Genomic DNA, 21336 nt, shown 5'->3' on the forward strand with positions numbered 1-21336 from the left:
CTAGCTCCCGGCGCGCCCGGCGATGAAGTCGACGATGGTCTCGGTCGGAGTGCCCGGGCCGAACACGGCGTGGGCGCCGGCGGCCTTGAGGGGCTCCACGTCGGCGTCGGGGATGATCCCGCCGACCATGACCGTCATGTCCGAGGCCCCCTGCTCGCGCAGCAGGCCGCAGATCGCGGGCACCAGCGTCAGGTGGGCGCCGGACAGGAGGCTCAGGCCGACCACGTCCACGTCCTCCTGGATGGCGACGCTGACGATCTCCTGCGGGGTCTGGTGCAGGCCGGTGTAGATGACCTCCATCCCGGCGTCGCGCAAGGCGCGCGCCACGACCTTGGCGCCGCGATCGTGGCCGTCCAGGCCGGGCTTGCCGATGAGCACCCGAATCTTCCGTTCCATCATGGGGTTTTGCTGGCCTCCTGTTTCGGTTGGCCCCCGAGCGTGGGTCAGGGGACGACCCTATTATAGCTTGCGCCGCCAGGATGCGCCGCATCTCGCTCGCACGATTACGAGCGCTTGGAGTTGCTTTGCTTTAAGCGAGCGCATCCTGTCCAAACGTTAGGGATTGTGCATCGTCCCTCAAAGCCCGGGAGGGTTTAACTTCGAACTTGCGAGGTGCGATTGCGGAGTGCTCGGCGATCGCCCGCTGTACGGGAAAAAGGAGGGCCTCCTTCTTATGCGATTTTCGACTCTCTCGTCGGTGGTGCTGATGGGAACGCTGGCCGCGACTGTGGGCTGCGCCCAGTCGACTCCCAGCGCGGTGACCCCTAGCCAGTCCCAGCCCGACAAGGCGATCCAGTTGCCCATCATCCCGGCTAATATGGTCACGGTGGACAAGGACTACTCGATCCTGCAGCGCGGCGGCCGTGGTGGCGGTGGTGGGTTCCGCGGCGGTGGTGGTTTCCGTGGCGGCGGCTTCCGTGGCGGCGCCGGCTTCCGTGGGCGCGGCTTCCGCGGACGCTTCGGGACCGGGCGCTTCCGGGGCCGGGATGCCTTCTTCTTCGGCGGCCTCGGTGGGTTCGGTGGGTTCGACAACCTGTGGTGGCCGTACTACCTGGACGGCGGCAACTACTTGCCGTACTCGTGGGGCGCCGGCCTCGGGTATGCCCCCTATGCCTTCGACGGCAACATGTTCACGCCCTATGCCGGTGCCTGCGGCGGTTGCGGCGGCATCTCCACCATCGGGCTGCCCTCGGCCTTGGCGGTCGAAGCTCTGCGCAGCACCTACATCCCGGGTTCGCTGCCTCCCTCTATCTACGGTGGCTACGGTGGTCTTGGTTGGGGTGGCCTCGGCGCCTGTGGCGGCTGCTAGCGCTTAACTCGGTTCACGGTTGCAGGTCCGATACGCCGTATCGGGCCTGCTTTTGTGTCATGTGGACGGCCGAGCCGGACCCAAAATACGAGCGCCCGCCCTGCGTGTTGCAAGGGGGCGTTCGTTTTGAAGAAGCCGCAGGGCGAAGATCCTGCGCTTTCAAGGCCTTGCTCTTGCATTTCGAAAAGCGATCCCTTTTCGCTCAGAGATTAGGCGCTCCGCCTCGTTCAACACTGGTGATGCGAGAGTATCTTCGAGCCTACGAGATGCGATCGCGGGCCGTCTTGCGATCTTCTCTCGTGAGGACAGAGGAGGCCTTTCCTGCCATGTGTCGATCAAAGCTCATGTACACGGTGCTCTTCGGAATGCTCGCGGCGACGACCGCTTGCGCTCAGCAGGCTCCGAGCGCGGTTTCGCCTGTGATCCCCGCGCAACCCGTTGACCAGAAAGGGTTGCCGCGCAACCTGACGCCGGATAAGTTGCTGACGGTCCCCAGTGGCCAGGTCGCGACCGAGGCGGGTTACGCGGTCCAACAGCGCGGTCGCGGTGGTGGGTTCCGGGGCGGTGGTGGCGGCTTCCGAGGGCGCGGCTTCACCGGCCGTATGCGGGGCCTCACGGGCCGCCGCATGCGAGGCTTCACCGGCCGCCGTATGCGAGGCTTCACCGATCGCCGCTTCCGGCGCTTCACCGATCGCCGCTTCTTCAATAACGTCGCGTTCCTCTACAGCTACCCCTACTACTATCCGTATTACTACGATGGCATTTTCTACAACCCCTACGGCAACTATCCCTACTACTACGACGACGGGACGTACGTGCCGGCCTACTAATCGCCTGCGGAGTGGTGTGGGCTGGCATGCCTTTCGGCTCAGCCTTACTAAGCCTCGGCTATTTGGTTATTCGGAATCCCTCGCTTCCCCGCAGGGCGGGCCCGAAGGTCGGGCTCGCCCCTTTCTCACGGCTGCGAGGCCTTGCTCTTGCTCTCCTGTAAGCGAGCGCAAACTTCAGGGGCGTGGCTGGTTTTATTTCTCATCCGAGGCTTTATCGTGACCCCTGATGCCAAACGATTGCCGAAGCGTCGGCGGTCCAGGCTGCTTGGCGACAGGAGGTCCACCCCCATGGTGAAAACCAAGCTTCTGATATGGAGCATGATCGGACTCTTGGCCGGAACGCTGGGTTGCGCGCAGACCCCGACCACCGCGCCCGACGCTGCGCCTGCTGCAGCGGATGACGCCCTCAGCGTGGCCGCCGAGACGAGCCAGCCCCTGGTACAGCCGATCAACCTTCCTCCGCGCCTGACGGCGAGCCAGTTGATTCCGGTGTCGATGGACAAGATCATGAACCAGCCGCTTGATGAGTCGGTCGGGGAGGGGGGCGGGTACTCCGTCCAGCAGCGCCGGGGCGGCGGCTTCCGGGGCGGCCGAGGTGGCGGGTTCCGGGGTGGCGGCTTCCGGGGTGGCTTCCGAGGTGCAGGCTTCCGCGGCCTTGGATTCGGCGGCTTGGGCTTAGGCTTGGGCTTGGGCTTCGGGGCCAACTGGTGGGGGCCCAACTGGTGGGGTGGCTGGGGCGGCAGCGGCTGGTGGGGTGGCCCTAGCTGGTGGGGGGCTCAGACCTTCGGCTTCTATCCCTATGGCGGCATGTACTACCCCTACTTCCTGGCCGGAAACTCTTATTACCCCTTCTACAACTACTATTCGGCCCCCTACTATTACTCCCCTGCTTTCTTCCCCTACAGCGGGGCCTGGTACCCTACCGGCTACGCCCCCTTTATGGGGACCGGCCTCATGCAGGGCGTGGTCCCGGGCTATGGCGGCATGGGCTACGCAGGCGCCCCTGGCGGAATGGCCTACGCTGGCGGCCCTGGTTATGCCGGCGGCCCTGGCGGTATGGCCTACGCCAACGGCCATGGTTACGCCAACGGCAATGGCGGCATGGCCTACGCCAATGGTCATGGTTTCGCCAATGGCAATGGCGGCGGGTACGCCAACGGTCATGGCTACCAGCAGGGGCAGCCCCAGCAGTATGGTCAGCCGCAACAGTACGGCCGGCCGCAACAATATGGCCAGCCGCAACAGTACGGCCAGCCGCAACAATACGGCCAGCCGCAACAATACGCTCAGCCGCGACGCTACTGAGTTTCGGCTCGAAACGAATCGCCCCGCCATCCTCCGAGGATGGCGGGGCGATTCGCCTGCTTTATGGGCGGGTGACGATCAGGGCGTTGTTGACCGAGCGCTCGACGCCGTCGGAGGGATGGTTGACCAGCTTGCCCCGCACCACCATGGCCGTCGAGCCGCCGCCGTCCAGGTTGATGGCGTCGTGAGCCCCCAGCTCGCGCAAGAGGCGCGCGAGCTCGTAGAGGGTCATCCCTACGCTGTGCTTCTGGCGGCCGTCGACCGTGACCATCGCGATCGAGGTGCCGCCCAGGTAGGCGATAGCCGTACGAGGCGCGCGCCCACGGGCGATCTCGGGGCCGAAGCGCTCTTCGCGCGCCGTGACCTTGACCTGGCCGCCCGATACCAGGGTCGGGCCCCCGCCGATGGCGGAGCGAACTCCCTGCCACTCGTCGGAGAGCTGCGCGTAGACGGCGACGCGCTTGCCGATGCGGAACTGCTCGACCAGGGCCTTGAGGGCGGTGCCCTGGCCCGAGACCACATACCCGCCTCGGGGGATCTCGGAGTTCCCGGTGTTGGCGGCAAGTACCGTGCCGTCGGCGGCGATCATGAACTCGCGGCGGCTCGGGTCGGGGTAGGTGCGGGTGCGGTTGCCCCAGTGCGAGGTGTAGAGGATGAGCTGGTTGCGCGTGGCCTCGCGGTTGACCCCGTTGGGGACGAAGACGCGGTTGTCCCCGAGCCCGATGGCGGCCTTGAGCTTGGCGTTGTTGATGAAGCAGGTGCCGTCGTAGCGCACGCCGAAGACCGAGCGATTGAAGTAGCTGGAGCTGACGATCTGGCCGTCGAGCATCAGGAGGCCGATGGGGGCGCCGCCCTTGGGGGCAAAGAACGACCCGTTGATGGCGGCGAGTGCTTTGGAGCGGTTCGCGATCGCCGAAACCGGCTCGACCGAGAAGCCCTGGCCGGGGCGCGCGAGCTGGGGGCGAAGGGCGTAGTGCTTCAGGTCCGCGTTCACCACGTTGACCGAGACGGGCCCCGCCATGGTCCAGCGATTCATGCGCTGGAAGGTCAGCCCCTCTGAGAGATCCACCGTGCTGGTGCGGGTGATGGTGTACGGGATGAACAGCTCGAAGCGGTCATGGCTGACCTTGGGGGTCATGACGTAGGGGAAGCGCCAGCGGGCCACGATCCGGACGTAGCGCTTGTTCTGGTCGATGGTCACGCTCGCGAGCGGTCCCGAGGCGAGCTGCTTGACCACGTGGTTCTTGACGCTGTTCGAAACCTCGATGTCCCAGCGCATGCCGTCCACCAGGGGGACCTTGCGCACGATCCGCGGGTTCTTGAGGTTGACCTTGAACTGGACACCCGTGTCGGAAGCCACGGTTTTCCACGTTTCGGCGCTGGCCGCCTGAGCGCCGGCCAGTCCGAGGGCGAGGGTGAGTAACAGCGTTCGAAGGTGTCTCAAGGGAGCTGTCCAAGTGGCGAGGGATGCCTCACTATACCCGACTAGCGTCCGATTGATAGGTTGAGGGGCCGCCAATCGGCGGCCCCTTGAGAGATTTGGCGCACGAGCGGCCGGCGATGGTTGCCGTCGGCCTATGCGGTGCGGACCCGCAGTCGGGCGCCCCCGGCGACCTGTTCCAGGTCTTCGTCCGTGAGCGTTTCCTCTTCTTCGATGACCGGGGCGGTGTTCTTCGTTTCCTGTTCCGACATGGGGCCACCTTTGTCAATCAGTCGGTGAGGGTCGCGACCAGCCCGGCGTAGGTGCTCTCGAGGGTGGCCTCCTGGCCGAGGGCGAAGCGCCTCAGCACCGCGTGGACCGGGAAGAACTGGGTCTCGAGGCGCGAGAAGCGGATGCTCAGGTGCTCGGGCTCCTGGCGGATCACCCAGGAGCCGCCCAGGTTCTTGATGATCAGGTCGCCCAGGTAGGTGCCCCATTCCAGGGCGATGGTCGCGAGCTCCTCTTCGGGCGGCAACTCCTGGCCCCAGCCCTCGGTGATCAGGGTGTCGAGCACCTCCAGGTCCTCGTCGGTCTGGTGGAGGGGCGACTCGAAGGTGTTCTCGATCTGGGCCTTGGTGTCCTCGGCCTCGTCCTCGAGGGCCTCCACCCGGCTCTCCCAGTCGGTGCCCGCGCGCTCGCCCTGCGTGAAGCGGGCGTCGGCGTCGGTGTCCGTGAGGTAGGTGGGAAGCTTCGCGAGCGCCTCGCGCTCGGCGGCTTCGGATCTAGTGTTCTGCGGCGTTGATGGTTCCATGATTCGCTTGATTCCTTGCGGGCATCACCCGCCAAACGGCGGCTTCGACCGCCTCGACTCCGAGATTCTTGAGGCACGACAGTTCGTCGCACGTGGTGGCGCGGCGATCCCACAGGCAGGGGCGGCAGGCGAGGCCGTCCACGTGGATCGCCTGGTGGACCGTGCCGGTGGGCATCAGCTTGGCCGGATCGGTCGGTCCGAAGATGCCGACGGTGGGGGTGCCGACCGCCACCCCCAGGTGCAGGGGCGCCGAGTCGACGCAGACCAGGATCGACGCCTGGGAGATGAGAGCGGCGAGCTGCCCGAGGCCCTTGGTCTTGCCGAAGGCCTCGATGGGCTGGGTCTTGAGCACGCCCTTGATCCGCTCGATGGTCTCCTCGTCGTCGGGCCCGCCGGCGAGCACCACCTTGACCCCGGCGGCTTGCAGGCGCGCGGCGAGCTCCGACCAGCGGTCCGCGTCCCAGCTCTTGATGAACTTCTTCTGGACCGAGAGCTTGCTGGTGCCCGGATGGAGCACGACCACCTGGTCGCCCGCCTGGACCCCATGCTCGGCGAGGAAGGCCTTGGCCCACTCGCGGTCCGGCTGGGTCAGGGCCGCCTGGGGCAGCCGGAAGGGGATGGGGACCCAGTGGCGGATCAGGTCGTAGTACATCTCAGCGGCGTACTGCTGCGGGTTGCACTTGGCCTTCTCGGTCAGGGTCCAGGAGAGGCGGTTGGCGTCGTAGCCCGCTCGGTACTTGGCCCCGCTCAAGAGCAGGATCACGGGCATGACGGGCGAGCGCCCCGATCCGATGGCCAGATCGAAGGAGCGCGAACGCAGCTCGCCTACCACCTTGAGCAGCTCGAAGACGGAGGGCTTGCCCTTGACGTCGAGGGTGAGCACCTCGTCGATGGCGGGGTTGAAGGCCATGATCCCCTTGCAGCGGGGCTCGACCAGGGCGGTCAGCTTGGCCTGGGGGTAGGCCTCGCGCAGGCTCTGGATCACGGGGAAGAAGAGGATCTCGTCCCCGATGCCGCCGAAGTTGACGACCAGGATGCGCTGGATGCGGGAGTCGACGGGAATCTTGCTCATGCGGCGCCTTGCTCTCGGTTGGGAAGGTGGAGGATGACGGCGAGCGTCAGCCAGAAGAGGATCTGGACGCTCGGCCGATAGAAGACGGTATCGACCATGCCGTGGATCATCAAGCCGACGAGCGAGGCGATCGCCGCCGTCGCCCAGGGGCGGCTCACCCCTTGCTTGAAGTGGTGGAGGGCCCGGAAGATCCCGCCGCCCACCAGCGCCACGAAGGCCAAGAGGCCGAAGATGCCCTTCTCGACCAGCTCCTCGAGGAAGATGTTGTAGGCGCCGAGCGCTTCGAAGCCGCTGACCATGTACAGGGCGTAGACCTTGCGGAAGGCGTCGTTGCCGAGGCCGATCCCGAACCACCAGGAGTGTTCGATCATCCGGATCACCCCGTCCCAGACGTTCATTCTAAACGAGTTGGACGAGTGGGTGCGGGTGGCGGTGATGGAGAGCAGCCGCTCCTGCATGGCCGGCGAGTGGTGGTAGGCCACCACCGCGCCGACGGCCCCGAGCGCGAGCAGGCCCGCGAGCACCCCCAAGAGCCAGGGGCGGCGCCGGATGGCGGGCCACAGGGCCGCGAACCCCAGGACCCCGAAGACCACGGCCTCGCCCACCAGGCCCAGGTAGGCCCCGCGCGAGTAGGTGAAGTAGAGGCAGATGGGTGCCGTCAGGGCGGTGCCGACGGCAAGGAGACGCATGCCCCAGGCCTTCCACGTCATGGCCGCGGCCGCGGCGAAGGGGATGATGGGGATCAGGTAGCCCGAAAGCAGGTTGGGGTTGAGCAGGGTGCCGTAGACGCGGGTCAGCTTGACCTCGGCCTCGGAGTCGTCCCAAAGGGCCAGGGGGGCGACCTGGATCTTCCACTGGTAGATTCCGTAGAGGGATTGGGCGAAGGCCGCGACGAAGAGGGCGCCGAAGAGCGGCAGCCAGCCGCGCTCGCCGCGGCGCAGCGCGCCCCGGAAGGCCAAGAAGCTCATCCAGAAGACGAGCATCTTGGCGAGCCCCTTGACGCTCAGGACCAGGTACGGCGAGAAGCCGACCGCCACGATCGAGACGGCCAAGAGGGCGAGAAAGGGCAGATCGAGCCCATCCGCCTCTTTGGCGACGGGCTTCTCCACCACCCACTGGAACAGGAAGGTCCCGAAGGCCAGGAGCACCATCAGGGCGTTGAGGCCCGTGCCCACGTAGGGCGAGACCAGCAGCAGCAGGCACGCCGCGACCAGCGAGAAGTAGGGGGCGAGCTTGATGGCGAGCGAGGTTTCGGCGAAGGGCGCGATCTTCGCATAGAGGGCCGCGCGCAGCGCCGACGTCGCGCGGTAGGGAAGGCTGTGGCGCACGCGCGCTTGCCAAGCCGCTTGGATGGAGACGAGCCCGAGCGCGGCGCTCAGGCTGCCGCGCGTCGCGCGCTTCGAGGCCCCGAGGGCCCCGCTATCCGAGTGGGCGGCCATGGGCTAGGGCTTCGGCTGGTCGACGAGGCGCACGTCGACGATCGAGCCGCGCAGCCGGTAGAGACGGCCCTCGATGTCGATGGGGACGCCGACCTTGATCTTGTTGCCGCCGAGCACGATGGCGTCGTCCGTCAGCTGCGCCGTTTCGCGCAGGGTCAGGAGTACGTCCTTGCTGTAGGGCTCGGAGGGGTCGGGATAGGCCTTCACGCCGCCGGCAACGGGCACGGTGACGGTCCGGGGGGTGACCTTGACCTTGCGGATGGTCAGCGCCGCGTAGGGCTGGTTACGGATGGTGATGAAGGTCTTGTCGCCGGGCTTGAACATGGCGGCGTCCGAGATGCCGCCCCGGATGAAGAGGTCGAACTCGGCGGTGGCCTCGCCCTTGAGCTGCTGGTTGACGCCGGCGTTGCCGGTGCGGGCGAGCCCCGCCCCCAGGATGAAGAGCGCCACGACCACGACGATCGACAGATCGATGAGGTTGACCTTCCCGAAAACCCTTCCTTGCTGATCCAACACTGAGTCGTCCCCTTTGCGTGAGCAGATTGCACCGGGCCGTCCGGAGCGGCCCCTGTCTTACCGGGGTCTCATGATGCCTCGTTTCCGGCCTCACGGCAAGCACCGGCGTTTGCAAAGCCGAATACGGGGCTCTGTCGGGATTGTGATTTGACTTGGGGATGTTTGATGGTTTAGCGATAAAGCAATCAGGGCATGTGGGATTTGTCAGGAGTTGTATAGCTGTTGTCTAGCGACCTGGTCTACGCGAGGCTGGTGTGTCTAAGATTTTCGCTCGTCTGCTGGCTATTCCGCTCTGCGCCGTGCTGCCCTCTGCTTGCTGGAGTGGTCCGAACGGGGCCGGAACCTCTAATTATTCCCTGACGGGCCGGGTGGATCTCGCCCTGCTATCGAAAGCCCGCAGGGCGCAGGCCACCTTCGACGAAGTGGCGGATGCCGCCACCGTGTCGCTGATGGAGAGTGCCGGGACCAGCTCGGTGACCATCGCGACCACCCTCACCAAGCCGGGCGGCACGTTCAAGCTCACGTTCACGGCTTTTCGCCCGCAAGGCGATCGCACCTACCTCTTAGAGGCCGTCAAGGGCCTCGGCGGCAACGCCGTGAACCGCGACGCGGTGCGCATCCGGACCCTGATCCGCTGGAGGGAGGGCTGGGTGAGCCTCACCAACGCGACGGTCGGAGGCCGGGTGAATCTCGGCCTGGGCTCGACCGCGGTGGCGATCCTCTACAACCTGCGGCCCGAGGGAGTGAGTCCCGCTGACCTGATGGGCTCGGTCCAGCCGGATCTGCCCGAGGCCCTGCCGTTGCCGGCCAGCCTCGACACCTTCACCCCGGTGGGGGGCTACACCAAGCAGGACTTCCACACGGTCAGCGATCTGGTCGACCGGGCGGTGCTCGGTGATTCGGACCCCATCACCGCCCTCCAGTTCGACACAGACAAGGGCGCGTTCATCGTCAAGACGGCCGAGGATCCCTTCATCGACAACCTGAGCAGCACGGTGGCGGGCTACGGGGCGCCGCTCATCATCACGGGCTATCGCTTCGATCCCGACATCGGCAAGAACACGGTCTATTTCGGCGGCGCGACCGGCAGCGTGGCCGTGATCGACCCGAAGGCCCCCAACTCCCCCAACGCTCTCTACGTGAGCGTGCCGGAAGGAGCGCCGAGCGGCGACGTGATGGTGCGCAACTCCTTCGGCCTGAGCAACGGCATTCGCTTTACCGTCATCCCCCGCCTCGGCGGCGCGATCGTGAACTAGCCAAGGAGCTCTGCCTTGCGTTTCGACCTGGCTCGGATCGTCATCATCGTGTTGAGCGTGGCCTTGCTCTCTTGCCAGGCCGTCGCCCCACCCATGGGGACCGCCACGCTGACTCCTGATGCGCCGCCGGGGGCGGATACGGGATCCGGGGTGCAAGGCGGCTCGACCGTCACCCCCCTCTCGGGACGGGTGGACTTCGGCGCCGCTGCGACCAGGGTCCAGGCCATCCCCGGTGACGTGATCAACCTCGCGACGATTTCGCTGATCGACACGGTGACGGGCCAGACCCGGGCCGCGGGCATCACGGACGCCGATGGGGCCTTCACCCTGCCCTTCGCCACTTTCGTACCCGCCTCGGGTTCGGTTTACGTCCTGGAGGCCATCAAGGGGCTCAACGCTCATTTGCCGGGCAACGACGCCCCGCGCTTCAGGACGCTCGTGACCTTCCGCAACCCGGGCTGGGCCTCGATCACCAATGGAGCCGTATCGGGCAGGGTCGTGATCAACGCGCTGACCACGGCGATCGCCCTGGTGTCGGGGCTCGACCAGGCCGCCATGCCCTATCACAGCGTGATGGGGATGGTCAACGCCCAGGTCTCGCCGCCGGCCCTGACGGGGAGCCCCGCGCCGCCGCCGAGCCACAATGCCGCCGAGCTCTTGAACCTCAGCGCGGACGTGAGCGCCATCCTCACCGGCAACGGGGACCCGGTCGGCTCGACGGATGCCATCAAGCCCCGGGTGGACGCGGTGACGCCCATCCAGGCGCCAGCCAACGCGCCGGTGGTCATCCAGGGGGTGGGGTTCGTGCCCGGTGGGACCGCCGTGACCATCGGCGGGGTCTCGGCGCCGATCCTCTCGCTGCGGCGCTACCTGGCCGGCGGCCTCCAGAAGTGGGAGATGATCGTCACGGTGCCACCCACCGCGATCACCGGCAACCTCAGCGTTTCGACCCTGCGGGGCGGTGCGAGCAACGCCACCCCCTTCACCATCCCCGCGGGCTCGGCGGTCTCGGTCATGGCGATCAGCCCCAACCCGGCGCGGCCCGGCAGCACCGTCACCATCTCGGGCGGCGGCTACAGCCCGGTGCTCGCGGAGAATGACGTGCGCCTCAACGGGGTCGCCTTGACCCCCATCTTCGCCAACGCCACCACCCTGGTCCTGGTGCTGCCGGGCAACGCGACCAGCGGCAACATGACGGTCACGGTGAACGGCGCCAAGAGCAACGACTTCGCCTTGACCTTGGACGTGCTTGCGACCCCGCAGATCACCTCGCTCTTCCCGAACGTTGGGGCCGTGAAGTCGGTCGTTGCGATCAAGGGGGTGAACTTCGGTCCGAGCGGCAAGGTCGTCGTCGGCGGCTACCAGGCCAAGGTCCTCTCGTGGCACCCGCAGGTGGTGCGCGTCGAGCTGCCGTGGTACCTCGCACCGGGCCCGACCACCCTCACCCTGTTCGGTCCTTTCGGGGTGGCCACGGCCAACTTCACCGTCATCGACGGCACGGCGGCCAACACCTTCGTGGACACGGGCACCACCATGACCGGGGTGGGGGGCAACGGTACCTACGTTTGGGTCGGGGACAAGAAGCTCTGGGTCTGGGGCGGGGCCAACTCGACTGCGGTCCAGTACATCAACCTGCTCGACGATGGGGGCTTCGCGGACGCCAACTGGACCACCTCGCCTCTAATGTTGCCCGCAGGCACCAATCAGGACGACAATCCGAACGGGATCGTCCAGGTCGGAAACCGCCTCTACTACACGGTCTCCAATTCGAGCAACAAGGTCAACTTCGCGACCCTCAACCCCTACACCGCGGACGTGACCGGCTTCGGCTACGATCCGACCAACGACTTGCCGTCGTCCTGGTTGGGCAAGGATCTGGCCCTCGCCGCCAGCGAGAAGTACGTCTACTTGCTGGGGCAGGGCGTGAGCTGCTCGGGCGGCGGCAACTGCGACGGCAACCCGCTTGCGACCAAGCAGTCCCGCATCCTGCCCTCCGGGGGGATCGGGATCTGGGAGAACGGCCCCAACAACCTCTACTACGGCGAGGACGGCATCCCCCTCTACATCGGCGGGGTCCTGCATCTGTTGGGCGGCACCGATTCCAGCACGACCGGCGGCTCCCAGTTCTGCGTTATCAAGCCCGACGGCACCATGGGGACCTGGACGACCTCGTCGGCCCCCGTCGTGCCCGGTGCGCTCGGCCGAACCATCTCCCGGCGCCCGCTGCGCGTGGGCAAGTACCTCTACCTGATCGCCACCGCCGACGAGATCGAGTCTCCGACCCTGCGCGGGGTGATCGTGGATGACCTGGTGCCCAAGCCCATGTCGGCCTACAACCTGCCGAAGACCGGCCAGGGCCTGAACAAGGTGGACGTGGTGATCGGGCGTTACCTGTACTCGATCAGCTCGGACAGTGGTCATGCGCTCCAGCGGAAGGTCTTCCGCTGCACCCTGAACTGAGGAAGGGCCCATGCGTCGTCTATCGCGTTTTGCCTGGCTTCTGGTCGTCCTCGCCATGCTCGCCTGCATGCCGCGAACGGGGGCGCCCGCGACCGGTCAGGACGACTTGAAGGCAGCCACCCACCGGGTGCCGACGCTGGTGGGGCGCGTCGATTACGGGGCCATCCGCAACTTGCAGGCAAACGTCGGCACCTTGCTCGATCGTTCGACCGTTTCGCTCTTCGACGCCGTGACCGGCGAAACCCGCACCGCCACCGTTTCCGATGCGAGCGGCAATTTCAGCCTGAGCATGCCGGGTTTTATCCCCGCGACCAACGGCGTCTACATCCTGGAGGCCGTCAAGGGTCTGGGGGCCCAGCTGCCTGGTCGTACGGCACCTCGCCTGCGAACCTTCGTCCAGTACACCACGGCCGGCTGGCTCTCGCTGACCAACGGGGAGGTCGGGGGGATCGTTGCGATCAACGCCCACACCACGGCCGTTGCCATCGTCTCGGCGCTCGACCCGATCGGTTTGCCGGCCCCTTCGGCCATGGGCAAGGTCAACCCGGCCTCGCCGGGCAGCCTCAAGGCGACCCCCAGCTGGGTCTCCCACCCGGACACCGAGCTCAACCAGCTTGCCGCCGACGTGGTGACCACCCTCGGGCGCGACGACGATCCCCTGGCGTCCACCAACGCCGTGCGTCCCCAGATCCACGGCGTCACCCCGACCTCGGGCTCGGCCAATCAGGTGGTGAGCGTGACGGGGGTCGGCTTCGCGGGCGGCACGACCACCCTGCGCCTGGGGGCCATGACGGTCCCTGGCTCCAACGTCCTGGCCGTCACCCGGGACCGGATCGTCTTCACGGTTCCGGTGGGGGCGACGAGCGGCAATCTGGTGGTCAACACCAACCGGGGCGGTGACAGCAACGCGGTCTTCTTCACGGTGCCGAACGGTGCGGCCGTCTCGATCCAGGCCATCAGCCCGAACCCCGCGCGGCCGGCGGGCTCGGTCACGCTCACCGGCCACGGCTACAGCGCGGTGCTCACCGAGAACGTGGTCAACATCAACGGTGGCAGCGTGACGCCGGACTTCGCCAACACGACGAGTCTCGTCTTCCGGGTGCCCGCCGGGGCCACGAGCGGCAACGTGAGCGTGACCGTGAACGGTCAGACGAGCAACAATTACTACCTGACGATCGATTCGCTGACCACGCCGATCGCCGCCTCGGTCTTCCCCACCGTGGCCCCCAACAAGACCATCGTCGCGATCAAGGGCCAGAATTTCGGGCCGGACGGGGCGGTGCTCATCGGGGACTACCAGGCTGAGGTCGTCTCCTGGAATCCGAACGTCATCCGGGTGAAGGTCCCCTGGCACGTCGACGAGGGCCCGCAGATGGTGACCATCTTCGCGCCGCTCGGCATCGCGACCCAGAGCCTCCAGGTCGTGGACGCCGATGCCGTCAATGCCTGGGTCAACGTGCCGGACTTGCCGGCGGGCGTCGGTGGCCCCGGGATCCACGCCTATGTCGGCGGGGAGAAGGTGTGGGTCTGGGGCGGCAACAACAGCACCAAGGTCGCCTACATGAACCTCAATCCGGACGGCAGCTTCAAGGACTCCAACTGGACGGTCTCGCCGTTTGTCCTGCCCGAGGGCACCAACCAGGACGACAACCCCAACAGCCGCGTGCAGATCAAGAATCGGATCTATTACACCGTCACCAACCAGCTCGCGGCGCCCAACAAGAGCCATATCAACTTCGCGAGCCTGGATCCCTACACCGGCGACGTGATCGGCTTCGGCTACGACCCGATCAACGATCTGCCGCCCACCTGGGCGGGCAAGGACCTGGCGCTCATCGCGAGCGATCGCTACGTCTACATCATGGGCCACGGGGTGAGCTGCACCTCGGACGGGATGAGCTGCAGCAACAACCCGGTCGGTACCATGCAGGCCCGTCTCCTAGAGTCGGGGAACATCGGCCAGTGGGAAGTCGGCCCCAACCAGCACCCCTACGGGGAGGACGGCTGCCCCTTCATCATCGGGGACGTCCTCTACCAGATCGGCGGGACGGGCAATGCCGTCACCAACGCGTCGCAGCAGTGCGTGATCGACGCCACGGGCCGCATGTCGAACTGGGTCAAGCAGGCGACGCCGCTTTTGCCCAACGGGGACATTCTCTCCTGCCAGGTCATGCAGTTCGGGCGGTACTACTACTACCTCCACACCTGGCCCACCCTGCGCGCCTTCCGCGGCGCCATTCAGGACAACCTGGTCCCCAAGCCCATGACCGAGTTGACGACGGACATCCCGAGCACCTCGGGGGTCCAGCTCGCCAACTCGCCGGTGCAGGTCCAGGTGGGCAAGTACCTCTACCTCATCAGCTCCAACCAGGGGGACGCGGGGCCCCTGTGGCCCAAGGTGGCCCGCGGCACCGTTAGGTAGTCCTGCGATGTGAAAGGTTCTCTCATGCGCGATCGGCTTGTTGATAGCTTGTTTCGTCCTCGGGTGGGGGCGATCGCCGCCTTGCTGGCCCTGGTGCTCGCCATTTGGGGCTGTACGGGTGATGCCGACGAGATCACCGGGGTCTTGCCCCCCAGCGGGACGGGGGCCAGCACCGATGTGACCGGTGGCGTCTCGAAAGGTGGCGGCCAGTCGGGTGGGGCAACCCCCTCGCCCACCCCCACCACCAACAAGACCCCCACGCCCACTCCGTCGGCCACGCCGACGGCAGAGGAGACGCCGGCTACGCCCTTCGCCATCAACGTGCAGCCTTGGCTCGCCATGAACACCTTGGTGGTGGCCCCCTCGAACGGGGCGAGCCCCCTCTACCCCTACACCACCACGGCGACCGTCGAGGTGCTCTTGAGCAACGGTCACCGCCAGGCGACCGCTCAGTGGGATACCAGCGACCATGCGATCGCCACGGTGGATACGGCGGGCCTCGTCTCGGCCGGCAACACGCCGGGGACGGTCGAGATCTTCGCGACCTCGCTGGATGGCCGCGCCTCGGCCTCGGTCACCCTTACCGTCCTTTCCAAGGGCGGCGCGATCATCGAAGTGGACTAGGGAGGGCGCATGCGACGTTTGATCCGCTTCTGCGGTGCCGCGGCCCTCGGTGGCCTGTTGCTCGCCTGCCAGAGTCTGCCTGCTCAGTTCGGCGTCCGGCAAGCCGAGCAGCCTGCCACGATCGTCGCGGCCGACCAGGCCAATCCGGGTAGCCCGAGCGGTGGGGTGGTCTTCACCGTGCGCTGGCCGGATCGCGCGGCCCAGTACATCCCCGCCTCGGCGAGCGCCATCCGCTTCGGCGCCTATCGCCCCGGAGTCGCATCCCCCCTTGCCACGGGCAGCGTCGCGCGGACGCTCGCGCCCACCGCGAGTCTCGCCTTCACGGCCTTGCCGGTCGAGACCCTGCGCTTCACGGCCGAGGCGATGGATCCCGACGGCTACGTCGGGGCCTCGGGCAGCGTGACCGTGCCGGTCCTGCCCAACACCCTCACCCCCGTCAAGTTCACCCTGGCCTCCACCCTGCGTCCGACGCTCACGGGCTTCAGCCCGGCCAACGGCTGCCCCGGGCAGCAGGTCACGCTCACGGGCACGGACTTCGGCTTCTCGCGGGATGCGACCTACTCCATCTCGTTCGGCGGGGTGGTGCTTCCGTCGAATCGAATCTTCCGCTTCAGCGACACGGCCATGGGCTTCTTCGTGCCGCCAAACGCCACCAACAGCGCCATCGCGGTGACGGTGAGCGGGGTGAGCGCGGCTTCGACGCTGGGGGATAGTCGCTTCACCACCATCGCGACCCTCTCGGTCTCGCCCCGCACGGCAACCCTGGCTCCTGGCGAGCACACCCTCGATCTGCTCCTGAGCGCCCAGGACGCCTTCGGCAACGAGGTGATGTCGCCCGTGGTGCCTTGGGGCAGCTTGGGGCAAGACTGTAGCGCCTGCGGCACCTCGGATTCGGTGGCGCGGATCGATGCGAGCGGACGCGTTACCCGCGCCAACGTCACGGGCGTCGCGCGCTTCGGGGCGGGCATCGCGCCGGTGCTTGCGACCGTCTCGATCGAGGTGCAGTGACGTGGGCCGAAAGTGGCTTACGATCGTCTTCCTGGCCGCAGGGATCCTGCTCGCCGCTTGTCAGGCGCGTCTTGCCGCGCCGCTGCTCGGGATTACGCCACAGGAGGCGGCCGTTTCGCAGGTGTCGCCGCGCCGTGCAACGGGCAGCCTCGGCCTCAACATCCGCTGGCCCGAGCGCTGGGCCCAGTACATCCCGCCCGAGACCGTGGCCATCGAGTTCAAAATCTACGCGGCTAACCAGCCGACGCCCTTCGTGACCCGCTCCGTGCCGCGCCCCGTCGGCGGGGGCGTGAGCCCCGTGCGCTTCGACGATTTGCCGACCGGCGACCTTCAGATCCAGGGGACCGCCAAGAATGGCAAGGGTGAAGCGGTGGCGAGCGGGGTGGCCCAGGTGAAAATCCTGCCGAATCAGCTGGTCAGCGGCGCCCTCCACCTCGACTCCACCGAGCTCTTCAAGATCATCTCCCTGAGCGCCTGGAGCGCGGATCCCACCTCGACTGTCACGATCATGGGCGTAGGCTTCGGCGCGAGTCGGAATGCGACCTTCTCCGTGCAGGTGGGGGATCTGACGGTGCCCGAAGCGGACCTGCGGCGCGAGGACGACACCACCATGAGCTTCAAGGTGCCCGAGGGGGCGACCAACAGTGTGGTGGTTCTCAAGGTCGGCACCCGCTTTGCCGAGAGCCATCGGGTCTTCACGACCATTCATGCCTGGGAGCTCTCGCCGGCCACGGCGGACGTGTTCGTGCCGTACGGCCTGCAGACCTTTTCGGCCGAGGCCGAGGACTTCGCGGGCAGGACGATCGTGGATCCGCCCTACACCTGGACCGTCGAGGCGATCGCTGGCCCCGCGGCGCGCATCGAGCCCGCTCTGGACGACGATGACGACGAGGTGGAGGGCGACGACATCATGGGCCGCTTCGTCGCAGGGGTCTCCGACGGGACGTACAAGGTGCGGATCGGTAACGGTTCCGCGGCGCGAGAGGCCACCGTCACGACCCATCCGCTCACCTTCGCAGACGTCAAGGACGTGCTGGCACCCCTCGACTCCGAGGTGAGCCACCCACCCGACAACCCTGCGACCCCCGCCAAGATCGCTCTCGGGCGCGCGCTGTTTTTCGATCCGCGCCTCGGCTCGAACGGGGCGATGGCCTGCGCGACTTGCCACTTGCCCGAGCAGGGCTGGGGCGATGGCTTGGCCCGCTCGATGGGCAACGATGGGGCGCCGCTGCCGCGCAACGCTCCGACCATCCTGAACGTGGCCCTCCAGCCGGGGGCCTTCTTCTGGGATGGGCGGGCTGCGACCCTGGAAGCACAAGCCAAGGCGGTCTTTGCGAGCCCCCTGGAACTCAACCGATCGGGCGAGAGCTTGAAGAGCGTGCTCGAGACCGCGGGGTATCCCGCTTCTTTCTCGACGATCTTCGGGGCTCCGCCCTCGACGGGCCCGGAGGCCCTCGACATGACGGCCAAAGCGATCGCTGCCTTCGAGCGGACGGTGGTGACCGACGAGGCCCAATTCGATCGCTGGGCCCGAGGGGATCAGGCGGCGCTGAGCCCGGTCCAAAAGCGAGGCCTTGCGATCTTCGTGACCCGCGGGCGGTGCGCGGCGTGCCATTCCGGCCCGCTCTTCAGCGACGGCAAGTTCCACAACATCGCCATCATGGATGCGGAGGGCAGCCTGGGACCCGGCCGTCAGGCGGTGACGGGCCGGCCCGAGGACCTGGGCGCCTTCAAGACGCCGACCCTACGCAACGTCGCAGAGACCGCTCCCTATTTCCACATCGGATCCGCTCAGACCCTGGAAGATGCGATCTTGCACTACGAAAGCAACCTCGAGGACTTCACCAACATCGACCCGGAGGTGGAGGAGCCGATCTTCCTGCCGGGAACCGACCGAGCGGATCTGGTACAGTTTCTAAAGGCTCTCTCGGGCCCTGACCCCCATCGCTAGGAGACCCCTCGACTTGAAATTCCCTCGGCTTGCGTCAGCCAGGACCTCACTGCTCAGCGCCGGCCCCGGGGCCGGTAAGACAGCGCTCTTGAGCGCTTGGCGCGAGGAGAGCACCACGCCGACGCTCTACCTGGCGCTCTCACGCGAGGACCAGGATTTTCGGTTCTTCGCTTACCGCCTGCTCTTGAACTGGCCCTCCGCGCGAGCGCGTCATACGGCCCTCGAAGACGACGTGCTGGCTGCTTCACCGGGCGTGCGCCTCGCGCGTGCGATCGCCGAGACCCACCCCGACGCTTGTCTGCTCTTGGACGATTTCCACCGGCTCGAAGGCGCCGAGGCCCTGCCCGAGGTCATGGCCTTCTTGCGGTACTTCCCGGACACGGGGACCCTCGCGATCGCCTCGCGCCATCAGCTGCCCGCGCTCGATCGGCCCTCAATCATTCGCTATGAGGCGGCGGAGCCCTTCTGGAGCGAGAAGCCGAGCTTCGACGATGTCTTGGCGCTGCCTGACGAGCTATTCGCGCAGGTCCTCGCCCTGGCGGCGGTCGGCGAGGTTGCGCCCTCTTCTGCGGGCTTCGAGCTGGTGCGTCGCAATGTTGCCTGCCTTTCGGAAAACTCCACCCTGCATCTGCGGGCCCCGTGGCGCAGTGCCGCAGAGCTCGTCCTGAAGCAACCGAACGCCGAGCAGGCCTGGGAAGCCGTCGAGGCGCAAGTTGCGATCTTCCAGGCGCGCCACCTGCGCACGGTGCGCGAGGCAGAAATTCCCGAGATCCTCGACCGGATCCCCGCCGCGCGCCGTAGCGTGCGCCCCTTGCTGCTTCATCTCGAAGGGGATCACCACCTGGAGATGGGGCAACTCGAGCAGGCTAAGGGGTGTTATCGCCGGGCCCTGAGCCTGACCGCCGGCAAGGGGGGACTTGCCACCGATATGCGGCTTCGCCTGGCGCGCCTCGCCTCGATCGAGGAAGACGTGCCCCTGCTTCGCGATTTGCTCGCCGCCTTCGAGGCCGGCGCCATTCCTCTCTGCGCCCTCCAAGAAGCGGAGCTTTTGCAGCAGCAGGCCCTGCTCCATTGGTTCGACGGCCGGAAGGACTGCACAGAGCCGGCCTTGAAGCAGGTCTTGGGCCTGCCGATCGCGGGCGATCGCTTGATGGCCTACGAGCACTTCCGCGCCCTGCGGAACCTGCACACCCTCTGTTACAACCAGTATCGCCAGCGCGAGGCCTTCCGCTACGCCGAGCAGATGCTTGCGATCGCCCAAGAGCATGGCTTCCATGCGGATCTGCTCCGGGCGCATCTCGCCTGGCTCGACACCCGGGCCCAGGACGAGACCGAGCCCCAACCCTTCATGAGCGTGGTGGCGATTCCGCCCGAGACCTTCGAGGGGGTGGCGATCGAGATCCTGCTCTGCTATCTCTGGTCGCTCGCCGTCAACGCGCAGCTGCTGTATCAGCATGAGCTGGCGCTTCGCCTCTACCGCTATTACCAGGCGTGCGCGATCGCCAAGCACATGCCGATCCACGTCCACATGAGCGGGCTGGGGCTGTTGAACAACTTGGCCCGTCTCGGCCGGCTCGAAAACGCGGCCCTCGTCTATGACGAGCTCTCGCGGGTGCCGGCCTTCGGCAACTCGGGGCTAAGCGTCCAACGGCGCTGGGCGATGATCCTCTCGGCCCAGGGCCGGCGCGAGGAGGCCGAAGCGCTGCTTGCAGGCTTGCTCGACGGTGAGGTGAGCGAGCAAGAGAAGACCTTCACGCGCTTGACCCTGCTCGGCCTCAAGGCCCGCCATGGGGATGCTGCCGCCGAGGCCGAGGCGCGCGCGTTTCTCGCTGCGCCCGAGGGCCGGTGGCTGGCCAAGCAGGAGGCCTTATTTCTAAGCGAGCTGGGGCTCGTCGATCCGGTGCCCTGCTTCCAGCTGCGCGTCTTCGGCGCCATCACCTTCCAGCAGGGGATGACGCCCATCGCGCGCTGGCCAAGAAAGAAAGCCCTCGCCCTCTTGGCCCTCTTGGTCCTGCACCCGGACGGCTGCACCACCGAAGAGTTGGCGCAGGCACTCTTCGGGGATCCCGGGGCCGTCGAATCGCTGCACACGACCGTCTACACCCTGCGCCAATCGCTCAAGGTGGTCGGCGGCGCGGACTTGATCGAGTCAGCCCGGGGCATCTATCGCCTGGATCAGGAAAGGATCGCCTTCTGCGACCTGTACGCCTTCGACGCCCTGTACGGCAACGCCCAGGCGCTCGAAGGCAAGGGGCAGGCCGGCATGGGCGCCATGTTCTACGAGCTGGCGCTCATGTTCTACCAGGGGCCCCTGTTCGACGACTTGCCCGAGGACTTCGACGTGGTCCGCGAAGCCTACCAGGCGAAGGTTCGCCACGCGCAGGCATTTTTGAAGGCCAACCGTTCGGTGGTCTCCCTGGCGCGGCTACCGAGCGAGCTTAGCCGTTCGCTTTGATCCGGGCGATCAGCGAGGTGGTCGAACGGCCTTCGACGAAGGGCAGCACGACGACTTCGCCGCCGAGGCTGCGCACCAGGGGGGTCTCGGGGATGGTATCGGGCTCGTAGTCCCCGCCCTTGGCGTAGAGCGCGGGGCGAACCGCCTCGATGGCGCGATCCGCGGTGCGCTCGTCGAAGACCACGACCGCATCGACGCAGCCGAGGGCGGCGAGCAGCTCGGCGCGCTCCTCCTCGGGGAGGATGGGGCGGGCGGGGCCCTTCAGTTCCTTGACCGAGCGATCCGAGTTGAGGCCGACCACAAGGCGATCGCCCAGCTGCCTTGCCGCCTGCAGGTAGCGCACGTGGCCCACGTGCATCAGGTCGAAACAGCCGTTGGTGAAGACGGTCTTGCCGCCCTCGGCTTCCCAATCGGCGATCTTGGAGGCGATGGTGTCGACGGTGTAGACGTTCACGCGG

General features: G+C 66.9%; 17 protein-coding genes. 10 read left to right on the forward strand and 7 right to left on the reverse strand.

Features of this window, described 5'->3' with window-relative positions; translation table 11 throughout:
• Complete coding sequence (locus J7643_00935; GenBank protein MBO9539136.1) at nucleotides 1–399, reverse strand: cobalamin B12-binding domain-containing protein; 399 nt, start codon at nucleotides 397–399, stop codon at nucleotides 1–3.
• Between the two features lie 274 nt (nucleotides 400–673).
• Between J7643_00935 and J7643_00940 the strand changes: the two genes are divergently transcribed.
• The 3 genes from J7643_00940 (at nucleotide 674) to J7643_00950 (ending at nucleotide 3444) form a co-directional block, all read left to right on the forward strand.
• Nucleotides 674–1309, forward strand: a complete 636-nt coding sequence (locus J7643_00940; GenBank protein MBO9539137.1) for a hypothetical protein — start codon at nucleotides 674–676, stop codon at nucleotides 1307–1309.
• A 326-nt stretch (nucleotides 1310–1635) separates the two neighbouring features.
• The gene (locus tag J7643_00945) at nucleotides 1636–2139 is read left to right on the forward strand and encodes a hypothetical protein (GenBank protein MBO9539138.1); all 504 of its coding nucleotides are present in this window, start codon (nucleotides 1636–1638) and stop codon (nucleotides 2137–2139) included.
• Between the two features lie 288 nt (nucleotides 2140–2427).
• Entirely contained in the window at nucleotides 2428–3444 is a 1017-nt protein-coding gene (locus J7643_00950) for a hypothetical protein (protein ID MBO9539139.1), read from the forward strand.
• A 61-nt stretch (nucleotides 3445–3505) separates the two neighbouring features.
• Here J7643_00950 and J7643_00955 read toward each other — a convergent pair whose 3' ends face one another.
• From J7643_00955 to J7643_00975, 5 genes are all read right to left on the reverse strand, one after another.
• A complete protein-coding gene (locus tag J7643_00955) occupies nucleotides 3506–4888 on the reverse strand; it encodes a phosphodiester glycosidase family protein (protein MBO9539140.1) in 1383 nt (460 codons plus the stop codon).
• A gap of 265 nt (nucleotides 4889–5153) precedes the next feature.
• Entirely contained in the window at nucleotides 5154–5675 is a 522-nt protein-coding gene (locus J7643_00960; protein MBO9539141.1) for a hypothetical protein, read from the reverse strand.
• Complete coding sequence (locus J7643_00965) at nucleotides 5647–6747, reverse strand: glycosyltransferase family 9 protein (protein ID MBO9539142.1); 1101 nt, start codon at nucleotides 6745–6747, stop codon at nucleotides 5647–5649. The genes J7643_00960 and J7643_00965 overlap by 29 nt, the downstream gene beginning before the upstream one ends.
• Nucleotides 6744–8186: an O-antigen ligase family protein gene (locus J7643_00970; protein ID MBO9539143.1), complete on the reverse strand. Its 1443-nt coding sequence runs from the start codon at nucleotides 8184–8186 to the stop codon at nucleotides 6744–6746. Before J7643_00970 ends, J7643_00965 begins: the two co-directional genes overlap by 4 nt.
• A 3-nt stretch (nucleotides 8187–8189) precedes the next feature.
• Entirely contained in the window at nucleotides 8190–8699 is a 510-nt protein-coding gene (locus J7643_00975) for a DUF4330 domain-containing protein (protein MBO9539144.1), read from the reverse strand.
• A 257-nt stretch (nucleotides 8700–8956) separates the two neighbouring features.
• Here J7643_00975 and J7643_00980 point away from each other — a divergent pair, with 257 nt between their 5' ends.
• Genes J7643_00980 through J7643_01010 form a run of 7 tightly spaced genes read left to right on the forward strand, consistent with a single transcriptional unit; the run spans nucleotide 8957 to nucleotide 20878 of the window.
• Nucleotides 8957–9958 (forward strand): hypothetical protein, encoded by a 1002-nt coding sequence (locus tag J7643_00980; protein MBO9539145.1) that lies wholly within the window; start codon nucleotides 8957–8959, stop codon nucleotides 9956–9958.
• A 15-nt stretch (nucleotides 9959–9973) separates the two neighbouring features.
• Nucleotides 9974–12418 carry an IPT/TIG domain-containing protein gene (locus tag J7643_00985; GenBank protein MBO9539146.1) on the forward strand — a complete coding sequence of 815 codons (2445 nt, stop codon included), beginning with the start codon at nucleotides 9974–9976 and terminating at the stop codon, nucleotides 12416–12418.
• A 10-nt stretch (nucleotides 12419–12428) separates the two neighbouring features.
• Nucleotides 12429–14840, forward strand: a complete 2412-nt coding sequence (locus J7643_00990; protein ID MBO9539147.1) for an IPT/TIG domain-containing protein — start codon at nucleotides 12429–12431, stop codon at nucleotides 14838–14840.
• A gap of 24 nt (nucleotides 14841–14864) precedes the next feature.
• Nucleotides 14865–15464 (forward strand): Ig-like domain-containing protein, encoded by a 600-nt coding sequence (locus tag J7643_00995; GenBank protein ID MBO9539148.1) that lies wholly within the window; start codon nucleotides 14865–14867, stop codon nucleotides 15462–15464.
• A 9-nt stretch (nucleotides 15465–15473) separates the two neighbouring features.
• Nucleotides 15474–16472 carry an IPT/TIG domain-containing protein gene (locus J7643_01000; protein ID MBO9539149.1) on the forward strand — a complete coding sequence of 333 codons (999 nt, stop codon included), beginning with the start codon at nucleotides 15474–15476 and terminating at the stop codon, nucleotides 16470–16472.
• Nucleotide 16473: 1 nt separating this feature from the next.
• Nucleotides 16474–18423, forward strand: coding sequence for a hypothetical protein (locus J7643_01005; protein MBO9539150.1), 1950 nt, complete (start codon nucleotides 16474–16476; stop codon nucleotides 18421–18423).
• A gap of 13 nt (nucleotides 18424–18436) precedes the next feature.
• A complete protein-coding gene (locus tag J7643_01010) occupies nucleotides 18437–20878 on the forward strand; it encodes a hypothetical protein (GenBank protein ID MBO9539151.1) in 2442 nt (813 codons plus the stop codon).
• Here J7643_01010 and rfaE2 read toward each other — a convergent pair.
• Nucleotides 20862–21332 carry a D-glycero-beta-D-manno-heptose 1-phosphate adenylyltransferase gene (rfaE2, locus tag J7643_01015; protein MBO9539152.1) on the reverse strand — a complete coding sequence of 157 codons (471 nt, stop codon included), beginning with the start codon at nucleotides 21330–21332 and terminating at the stop codon, nucleotides 20862–20864. The two genes, J7643_01010 and rfaE2, sit on opposite strands and share 17 nt — an antisense overlap.
• Between the last annotated feature and the right edge of the window lie 4 nt (nucleotides 21333–21336).

It is taken from the genome of bacterium, assembly GCA_017744355.1.
Taxonomy (GTDB): Bacteria; Cyanobacteriota; Sericytochromatia; order S15B-MN24; family UBA4093; genus JAGIBK01.